Source organism: Neptuniibacter sp. (assembly GCF_024231755.1).
Lineage (GTDB): Bacteria > Pseudomonadota > Gammaproteobacteria > Pseudomonadales > Balneatricaceae > Neptuniibacter.
In genome coordinates, this window is sequence record NZ_JAAEQH010000052.1 from 1 (window position 1) to 9,466 (window position 9,466).

A 9,466-nucleotide genomic window follows, 5' to 3' on the forward strand; every position below is an offset into this window, starting at 1 on the left:
GCACCTGGGTGCATCTGAATACTGTCACTAGGGACCATCTCAGGCGCACTCCAGCTAGAACCGTCAAACCAAGTGATTGACATTTCAGGCATAAAAACGGAGCCAAAAGCTGTAGCCATGAGACCTTCCTTAAAAAAATTATGAGCACCTTCAGCCAAAAACAGATTGCGTGTTGAATCAGGGCTGATTGTAACCGGATATACGTAATAAAAATCAGGGCTGATATTCTAATCGCCACAGAGGGAAATTGGAATTACCCCCGGCCGGATATGTGCCGAAATAGAGGTGCCAACCGTTCAATTGTTTTATTCGACTTCATTTGGAGTAGAATAGCCCCACATTTACGCCCTATTTTGAAGCAACTGGTTAATTGCAGATGAAAACACTGATCATCGGCCCTTCATGGGTCGGCGACATGCTGATGAGCCAATCCCTTTACCGGCACCTAAAACAGCAAAACCCAGAGCGGGAGATAGATGTCCTTGCGCCAGATTGGTGTCGCCCAGTACTGGCCCGCATGCCTGAAGTCAGCAGTTCTATCGCAATGCCCGTGGGTCATGGCAGTCTGCAATGGGGAGTAAGAAAAGAGATTGGGCAGCAGTTAGGCAAACAAGGCTATGAACAAGCTTTTGTTCTCCCGAACTCCCTAAAATCAGCGCTTATTCCCTGGTTTGCCAAAATACCCAAACGCACAGGCTGGCGCGGAGAAATGCGCTATGGATTGCTGAACGACATCCGGCCTCTGGATAAGGAAGCGTTTCCTTTGATGGTGCAACGCTATGTTGCCCTCAGCCAACTCGCATCTTCCCCAGCACTACCCCTTGAACAGATTCTATACCCGCAGCTTTCTGTTGATGAGCAAGCGCAGACGGATGCTATTCGCCAGTTTGACCTGCAACCTGAAAAAGCAGTCGCATTCTGCCCCGGTGCTGAGTTCGGACCAGCTAAACGCTGGCCCGATTACCACTATGCAGATTTGGCAAAACTACTGATTGCTGATGGCTATCAGATTTGGCTTTTTGGCTCAACCAACGACAGTGAAGCCTGTCAGCAGATCATTACTCAACTATCAGAAGTTGAACAGAAGCAATGTATCAACCTGGCTGGTAAAACCACTTTGCCTCAGGCAATTGATCTAATCGCCACTTGTAAAGCAGCGGTAAGCAACGATTCCGGGTTAATGCATATAGCAGCAGCTGTAGGCACTCCTCTGGTGGCCCTCTACGGACCAACTAGCCCGGGCTTCACACCACCACTATCCGAGAAAGCAGAAATCATTCGACTGATCGATGGGTTCCATAAGATTCGTAAAGGCGATGCCGATCAAGGCTACCATCAGAGTCTGATCGACATTACGCCTGCTATAGCACATAACGCGCTACAAAAATGGTTAGGTTAGCCGCATGAAAGTACTGATCGTCAAAACCTCATCGATGGGTGATGTCATCCATACCCTACCCGCTCTGACCGATGCCATGCATGCTATTCCAGGCATTCGTTTCGACTGGGTAGTTGAAGAGGGATTTCAGGAGATACCCAAGTGGCACCCAGCTGTGGACAAAGTTATCCCAGTTGCGATCAGGCGCTGGCGCAAGAATATTATCAAGACGATTAAAAGCGGTGAGTGGTCAAACTACAAATCGCAACTCCGTCGCCAGAATTATGATGCGGTGATCGATGCTCAGGGTTTGCTGAAAAGCGCCTTGCTCGTTACCCGACTTGCACCTGGCAAAAGCTATGGTTTAGATAAAAACTCCGCCCGTGAGCCTCTGGCAGCCCACTTCTACGATCACCCAGTGGCGGTCGCAAAGCAACAGCATGCCGTGGAGAGAGTTCGCCAGCTTTTTGCAGCTGCGCTGGGTTACAACCTAGAAGATACTCGTGGTGATTTTGCTATTCGCGATCACTTCAAAGTTGAAGCTGCAGACAGCCCTTATCTGGTCTTTCAGCACAGTACCACCCGATTTGATAAGCATTGGCCCGAAGTCTACTGGCAAGAGTTAATCAGCCAAGCTGCCGAGTCAGGCTGGAAGATCAAGTTGCCCTGGGGCAATCCAACAGAGAAAGAGAGAGCTGAACGCCTCGCGTCCATCCACGACAACGCTGAAGTACTACCCAAGCTATCTCTTGCAGAAGTCGCAAATGTGCTGGCTGGCGCAAGCGCCTGTGTCTCAGTAGATACGGGTTTATCGCATCTTGCTGCCGCACTTGATCGGCCCAATGTAATTCTGTTTGGCCCAACCGATCCTGGATTGGTAGGCGGCTACGGTTTGGACCAACTCTGCCTGGAAGCGTCAAAACAACCTGAGAACAACTCTCTGGTTGAACCTGCTATTTTTGCACCTCTGACCCCCGCAATAGTCTGGTCAAACCTTTCCTCTCTGCTGAAAAAATCATAAATCATCTCAGTTTTTGCGCTGCATCAAATCTCGTTCCGAAATTTCTTGCGGATGAAGCCGTTCGGCCTAATATGAAATGGCGGCAGAGGGATTGTTACTGCTAGGTGTACACCTCAAGGTAGAGGTCTGAGGGTCCTAATCATGCTTGAGAAGTTGCTGGAACGTATCAATCAGCAGGAGTTTGAGCTGTTATCGGATGAGATAAAACAAGCTTTATCCGAACACCATCTATGGATGCATCGCATCAGTATGGCGATTGCGTCACGCACTCCAATAGAAGAGCCTTCATTCACAGAACAGAATGCTCATCTCCACTGTAAGTTTGGCAGTTGGTTGCGCAACCTGTTAACTGACGAACAGTTTCAGGGGGACGAGTTCGACGCTATTGATGAGCTACATCAGAAGCTACACAACAGTGGTCGCAAATTACTGCTCAATCTGAATAGAAGCCCCGAGTTTGATGAAGAGACTTATGCTAACTTCCTCACTCAGCAACGAGAGTTTTTCAATGCTGTATTGAAAATACTCGAGTTCTCCATCGTTAGTGAAAACCAGTTTGACCACACCACTAAACTAATGAATCGGCGGAGCGTATACACAATACTTGCTCATGAAAAACACCGCATGCAGAGAACAGAAGGCTCCCATTGCTGCATTGCACTGGCTGACATAGACCGCTTCAAAGCGTTTAATGATAAATATGGTCATGATGTTGGGGATATCGTACTGGAACATGTTGCTTCTTTATTTAACAATACCATTCGTCGCTATGATTCCGTAGCACGCTTCGGCGGTGAAGAGTTTCTCTTTGTTCTGCCGGATATGGATATAGAAGATGCAGTGATTGCTGTAGAGAGGGTAAGGCTACAACTTGCGGCTTCTGTTGTTGAACACAAGGGTAAAGAGCTATCTGTGACCGCATCCTTTGGCATCACCCAGCTGTGCCCTCATTGCGATATTAATGGATCATTAAAAAGAGCTGACGTGGCCCTATACCGAGCAAAAGATCTGGGGCGGAATAAAACTGTATGCGTGGATTCAAAAGACTTATTTAAAGATATAAGCCGCTGCAGTGTTGATCCGGATGGGAAACAACTCGAAGAATTTATTACCGAGCATTGCACAATTACTGAACATTAAACGTTTAAACTTGATTAGGAAGTTCTCCAGTAAGGATGCCAGAGGATGTTGTATTAACCGTATTCGCGTAATCTAAACTATTATTCAGCAATACGGGTAAACCCTAGAAGTACAGGATAATTCTTTTGGTAGCACCAAAGAACTTACTGCCAAGCACCTCGCTTACTACAACAAGAGGCTTTTTAACTCTGACCCTGCTCCCCCTGTTTCTGGTAGCAGTCGGAGGGATCTTTATCTATCTCAACATTTCTGCCCAAGCAGAAAAGGAAGCCTTAACTCATACGCAAAATATAGCCAAGTTGCTCTCCAGCCAGACCGGCGCCTTTATCCGCAGCAGGACCCACTCAGTACAGCTGATGGCAGGTGAGGCGGAAGTATTACAACATCTTCAAAGCGACACCAATGCCGCACAAAAAACACCGAACCCTGTTTTAAAACGTTACTGCGATACTCTTGCTGCATCAATCTGCTATCTGATGAATAAAGAAGGTGTTGCGGTTGCAGACAATCGAGAAGCCCACAATTCAATAGTGGGAAATAATTACGGTTTTCGCCCTTACTTTAAAAATGCAATTGGAGGTTCCTCGAGCATCCATCTAGCCCTTGGGGTTACCACGAAAAAGCGTGGTATCTACTTCAGCAGCCCGGTATTCATTGAAGGAACACTACTGGGTGTTGCGGTTATAAAATTCCCCCCCAACCAGATTGAGGAAAACTTTAAAGGATTGAGCGGGCAAGCATCACTTGTTGATGACAATGGAATTATTTTTGCTTCAAGCACTCCGGATTGGCTCTACAAAAGCCTGTTTCCTTTAAGCGTATCGCAGCGCCAACGTATCACCGACTCACGCCAGTTTGGCGAGACAACACCTGAGGATATAGGTCTAAAAACAGAGACTTCAGGCTACGTTAGCAATCAAGTGGGGGAGGAGTTCCTGATTGAACGAGCAAGCATCGATGGCTTACCGGGCTGGAATATCACTTACCTGCTAGCACCTAAGCATTTCTCTACCCCTGAACAGAGCAGGGACCAGAAACTAGTCTTGATCGCCCTGCTGGGCCTATTTCTTTTTGTACTTGTGGTTGTAGGCAAACTATTTCGTAGTCTTAAATCAACAATGCATCAAAACCGCGAGTATCAAGTACAGCTAGAAGAAAGTACCGACCGCTTGCGGAGATTTGAGGAAGTCGCAAGCGAAGCTCTGGTTATACATAACGGTTTAAACATCCTCGATGTAAACAAACGCGCAGAGGAACTGTTTGACTACAGTCGAGAGGAGCTTTTAACAATGCAGCCGGGCGATCTGTTCTCATCAGCTAACCCCGAAAACGCATTAAGTACGATCGATAGTGTCAACGAAAAGCCCTATCAATCAGCAATAATCACAAAACAAGGCGATGAGCGACCAGTAGAAATTACTGGAAGACCTATCCTCTGGAAGGAACAACAATCAAGGATGGCCTCGTTCCGGGATATTAGTAGACGCCTTGCTGTTCAGAAAAGACTCTCTGCCAGTGAAGACCGTTTTCGGCAGCTTTCTGATCTGGTTGCAGAAGGTATCCTGATCCATGCCCAGGGCATTATTGTTGATGCCAACGAATCCTTCTGCAGTATCATCGGCGAACGCAAAGAGGATCTAATTGGCGAACCTCTGGGGTACCTATTTCCGGACGATATCGTTACCCAATTCCTGAACGAAGATATTAACCCTGAGGAAAAAGAACTCACTCTCCCTCGTAGAGATGAAACCTATTTCCCTGCAGAAGTAAGTAGCGCCAGCATGCAATTTGATGATGGCCTGTATAGTGTTATCTCTATCCGGGACATCAGTCGCCAAAAAGAACAGGAAGAACATATCCTGTATCAAGCGCAGTACGATCTATTAACACATGTTCCGAACCGTTTTCTGGCTCGCGACCGAGCAGAACACGCCATGAAAAGTGCCAACCAGCATCAGCATAAAATGGCGTTGATGTTTATTGACCTGGATGGCTTCAAGAAAGTAAATGACAGTCTTGGCCATGATGTCGGTGACCGATTACTACAACAGGCGGCTAGACGCTTTCAAAACTGTATTAAAGAGAGCGATACACTGGCACGCCACGGTGGTGATGAATTCCTTATCCTGTTGGAAAGCATCAATCAATCTACGGAAGTCGAACAAACTATTGAGAAGGTCCTGCAGCAGTTTTCACTACCCTTCTCCATTGACTCTAAAGAGCTGATTGTTACCTGCAGTATTGGTGTTGCTGTTTACCCGGATGATGCCAAGGACTATCAATCGCTGTTACGAGCTGCAGATATAGGCATGTATAAGGCCAAAAAAGACGGTAAGAATACGTTCCACTTCTACACCCAGGAGATGAACGATATCGCAACCCGTCAGCTCCTTCTTGATAACAACCTACGCTACGCAATGGATCGCAATGAATTCAGCCTGGCATTCCAACCGCTTGTTTCAGGAAATGACGCGCGCATTGTAGGTGCTGAAGCACTACTGCGCTGGAATTCAGGCACACTAGGCAATGTATCACCGGCAGAATTCATCCCTCTGACAGAGCAGACGGGACTCATTATCGTTATAGGGCGCTGGGTTCTTGAGCAAGCCTGTGTTCAAGCTAAACGCTGGGTTGATGCGGGGGCTGAAGATTTTAGCTTGTCAGTGAATGTTTCCCCACGACAGTTCAAAGGTAATAACTTTGTGACTGACTTGCAGTATGCGCTAGGCAGTAGCGGATTGCCGCCGAAACATCTGAATATTGAAGTCACTGAAGGGCTCCTGATACAAGCCTCACCTGAACTTAATAGTACTCTACAGCAGATCACAGAAATGGGTGTCAAAATTAGTATGGATGATTTTGGTACCGGCTATTCTTCCCTTAGCTATCTGAAAACATTCCCATTCAATAACCTGAAAATTGATCGCGCCTTTATCCGAGAACTACCATCAAATCCGGACTCCAATATTCTGGTATCAGCAACTATCGCTATGGCTCACAAGCTTGGTTTAAGCGTCACTGCAGAAGGGATAGAAACCGAGGAGCAGTTCCAGTATTTACGCGATACAGATTGTGACCTGCTGCAGGGGTTCTATTTTGGGAAACCTATACCCGCTGCCGAATTCACCCAAAAGCTGGAAGGCTGCATAACCGCTACCACCTCTTAAAACCCTTACACTGCAACCAACCTCTCTGCGCAACATCCTTTCTTGTGTTAGCGCTACTCGCCCCAGGCGCGTGCTTAAAAAATAAACAATTGACAAGGCACGAGACTAAAGTATAGCCTTATATACACTAAAGAATTATTGGTAATACCAATTTACCATTATCTGGATATCGGACATCCGCACAATATTTACAACAATAAAAAAGTGGACAGATAATGCTTCAACTTACTTTCAAGCAAAAACTCATTGTTGCTGTCATTCTGACTTTGACAGGTGTCGTCTATCTAGGCTTTGTTTCCCTAAACAGCCTAAATGAACTGAGTAGATCATCTCTTAAGGTTTCAAATCTAACAACGACCAACAATCTACTTTCATCGCTACAGCTAGATCTTCTATCAGTAGAAAACCAGCTTTCACAGCTCAACCATGAAAACAACAACAGCCTAAAACAACAACTCATTGGTATGACCAATAAGTACAAGCAAGCTTTATCAGAAGCTCAAAGCACAACCGAGAGCTCAGAACTGACCCAAAAGCTTGGTAAAACGGCTCAATTATTTGAAGCTTATAAAACAGCTCTCAATACCCAAGCTTTTGCACAGGAAACCCTGGGTTACGACGATCAATCAGGCCTGCTTAAACCATTAGCAGAAGCCGCTTCAGCATTAGAAGAACAACTTTCCACATTCAGCATGTTGCTGCAGCCTTTCATTGTTGCTCGGCAGATGGAAAAAGAATATCTGATCAACCCAACATCGCAGGGAAAAGAGCGCTTGCTGCAACAGATAGATACTGTAGCTAGCGAAGTAAAGGATGCGGAGTTTTACGACACATTTGGCCCTTATATCGAAACCTATCAAGGCACAATCGTACAACTGACTGGAGCAGCAGAAGCGCTATCAAAAAACAGCATTCACCTTGACCAGTCTCGCAAAAGCTTCAGAGAACAGAGCCAGAGCACTCAGAGCTTCCTGGAAGCAGAACTATTACAACGAGCGAGAAAAGAAGCAGCTCAGGCAACAGATAGCACCCAATGGACAATTATATTTGTCAGCGTAGCCGTAGCTCTGGCAATTTGCGTCATTCTCGCAACCACCGCATTAACGGCTACCCGAACTCTACAAAGAATCATTAGCCAGTTAAAAACCATCGCTGCGGGAAACCTGACCCAGTCACTGCCAGTCAGCCAAAATAAACCGGATGAGTTCGACCAAGTATCTGGGGCTGTTAATACGATGACCAATGACTTGCGCCAGGTGATAAGTCAGGTGGTAACCAACCAGACAGATCTCTACAGCGAAGCGAAAGAGCTGTCTGATTCAGTACAGACCATAGCTAGCAATAACCGCACGGTTTCTGATCAATCGAATACTCTGGCAAGCGCTACTGAAGAGATCAGTGCCACCACAGAACAAGTGGCTCACCGGGTTTTCAATCTCAAAAATGATTCCCAGAACGCCCATACTGCCGCTGTGGAAGGTGGTGAAACCATCAAACAAGCGATGCGCTCTCTTTCTGATACCGCAGGCGTCGTAGAACAATCATCCAATCAACTACGCCAACTGGAACAGCACTCTCAGGAGATCGACAAAGTCCTGATCATCATTAACGATCTTGCAGACCAAACCAACCTTTTGGCGCTTAACGCAGCCATCGAAGCTGCACGTGCCGGTGAAGCTGGCCGGGGCTTTTCCGTTGTGGCAGACGAAGTCCGTACCCTTGCCGAAAGCACAGTAAAAGCAACCGGAGATATAACTGAGACGGTAAGAGCTATTCAGCAGCAAACTCATTCGGTGATCAAGGTAATGGACCAAAGCACCCAAAGTATCGAAGAGGTAAAACTGCAAGGTGATAGGGCACAGCAAGCGGTCGAGAATATAGAAAACCAAACTCAGCAAGCTCTCTGGATCAGTGAAGAGATCACTTCTGCCATTGAGGAAGTCGCCAAAACCACCCGTGAAATGGCTTCAAGCATGGATCAGATCGCCTCTGGGGTAGAGCAGAATAGTTGCGCATCGACAGCGATTGTTGCCTCTAGCGACAATCTAAAAAACCGTGCAGAGAAGATGGGCGAGATGACAAAAAAGTTTCAGCACTGATCCCTATTAATCATGTGCTTTGGGGGCCTTTGCGTGCCCCCTTTTTTATATTATTTCCTACCGTGCTTCAGCTATACTGCTGTGATATTTCCTACAAGCCGCAAGGGTATTTATCACCATGCCATCCCCCTACTCCATCCTTTTTGTCTGCCGCCACAACAGCATGCGCTCACAGATAGCAGAAGTTCTTGCTAACAAGATCAGTCGTGGTGCGGTGCTAGCACAAAGTGCAGGCCCAGAACCGACAGCTGTTCCCGAGTTTATTCAAGCATGGGCAAACAACCTAACTGATGCAGCGATAGATCTATCCTCTAACTCCCTGGATGAAGTTAAAGATAAAGCGTTTGATCTGATAATCACCCTGTGCGACAAAACCCACCAGGCACTACCTGAATTACCAAGCGACCACGACCACATTCGTTGGGACTTCCAACATGCAGATACTGAAGAAGATCTAAGACATCTAGAGATTGAATTGGCAGAACGTTTGCGTCTGCTGTTTCTAACGAAGAAAGTGATATAAGAAGAGAAATGGTGCCGGCACCAAGAGTCGAACTCGGGACCTACTGATTACAAGTCAGTTGCTCTACCAACTGAGCTATACCGGCACACCAGATAAGCGGAGCGCATGATAGGCAGTTCCGCTTATCGAATCAAGTAA

General features: G+C 46.7%; 6 protein-coding genes and 1 tRNA gene. 6 read left to right on the top strand and 1 reads right to left on the bottom strand.

Annotated elements, in window-relative coordinates; all coding sequences use genetic code 11:
• Positions 1-376 precede the first annotated feature (376 nt).
• From waaF to GY843_RS02090, 6 genes are all read left to right on the top strand, one after another.
• Positions 377-1,399: a lipopolysaccharide heptosyltransferase II gene (gene waaF / locus GY843_RS02065; protein WP_297306060.1), complete on the top strand. Its 1,023-nt coding sequence runs from the start codon at positions 377-379 to the stop codon at positions 1,397-1,399.
• Positions 1,400-1,403: 4 nt separating this feature from the next.
• A complete protein-coding gene (gene rfaC / locus GY843_RS02070) occupies positions 1,404-2,399 on the top strand; it encodes a lipopolysaccharide heptosyltransferase RfaC (protein WP_297306061.1) in 996 nt (331 codons plus the stop codon).
• 141 nt (positions 2,400-2,540) lie between these two features.
• Positions 2,541-3,539: a diguanylate cyclase gene (locus tag GY843_RS02075; RefSeq protein ID WP_297306062.1), complete on the top strand. Its 999-nt coding sequence runs from the start codon at positions 2,541-2,543 to the stop codon at positions 3,537-3,539.
• Positions 3,540-3,664: 125 nt separating this feature from the next.
• Entirely contained in the window at positions 3,665-6,706 is a 3,042-nt protein-coding gene (locus tag GY843_RS02080) for an EAL domain-containing protein (RefSeq protein ID WP_297306063.1), read from the top strand.
• A gap of 215 nt (positions 6,707-6,921) precedes the next feature.
• The gene (locus GY843_RS02085; RefSeq protein ID WP_297306064.1) at positions 6,922-8,805 is read left to right on the top strand and encodes a methyl-accepting chemotaxis protein; all 1,884 of its coding nucleotides are present in this window, start codon (positions 6,922-6,924) and stop codon (positions 8,803-8,805) included.
• A gap of 118 nt (positions 8,806-8,923) precedes the next feature.
• Positions 8,924-9,328: a hypothetical protein gene (locus GY843_RS02090; RefSeq protein ID WP_297306065.1), complete on the top strand. Its 405-nt coding sequence runs from the start codon at positions 8,924-8,926 to the stop codon at positions 9,326-9,328.
• Positions 9,329-9,337: 9 nt separating this feature from the next.
• Here GY843_RS02090 and GY843_RS02095 read toward each other — a convergent pair.
• Positions 9,338-9,413 (bottom strand) — tRNA-Thr (locus tag GY843_RS02095).
• Positions 9,414-9,466 lie beyond the last annotated feature (53 nt).

Excerpts from the sequence above, each read along its gene's own strand:
- waaF (WP_297306060.1), top strand. The coding sequence starts at position 377 with ATGAAAACACTGATCATCGGCCCTTCATGGGTCGGCGACATGCTGATG.
- rfaC (WP_297306061.1), top strand. The coding sequence starts at position 1,404 with ATGAAAGTACTGATCGTCAAAACCTCATCGATGGGTGATGTCATCCAT.
- GY843_RS02075 (WP_297306062.1), top strand. The coding sequence starts at position 2,541 with ATGCTTGAGAAGTTGCTGGAACGTATCAATCAGCAGGAGTTTGAGCTG.
- GY843_RS02085 (WP_297306064.1), top strand. The coding sequence starts at position 6,922 with ATGCTTCAACTTACTTTCAAGCAAAAACTCATTGTTGCTGTCATTCTG.
- GY843_RS02090 (WP_297306065.1), top strand. The coding sequence starts at position 8,924 with ATGCCATCCCCCTACTCCATCCTTTTTGTCTGCCGCCACAACAGCATG.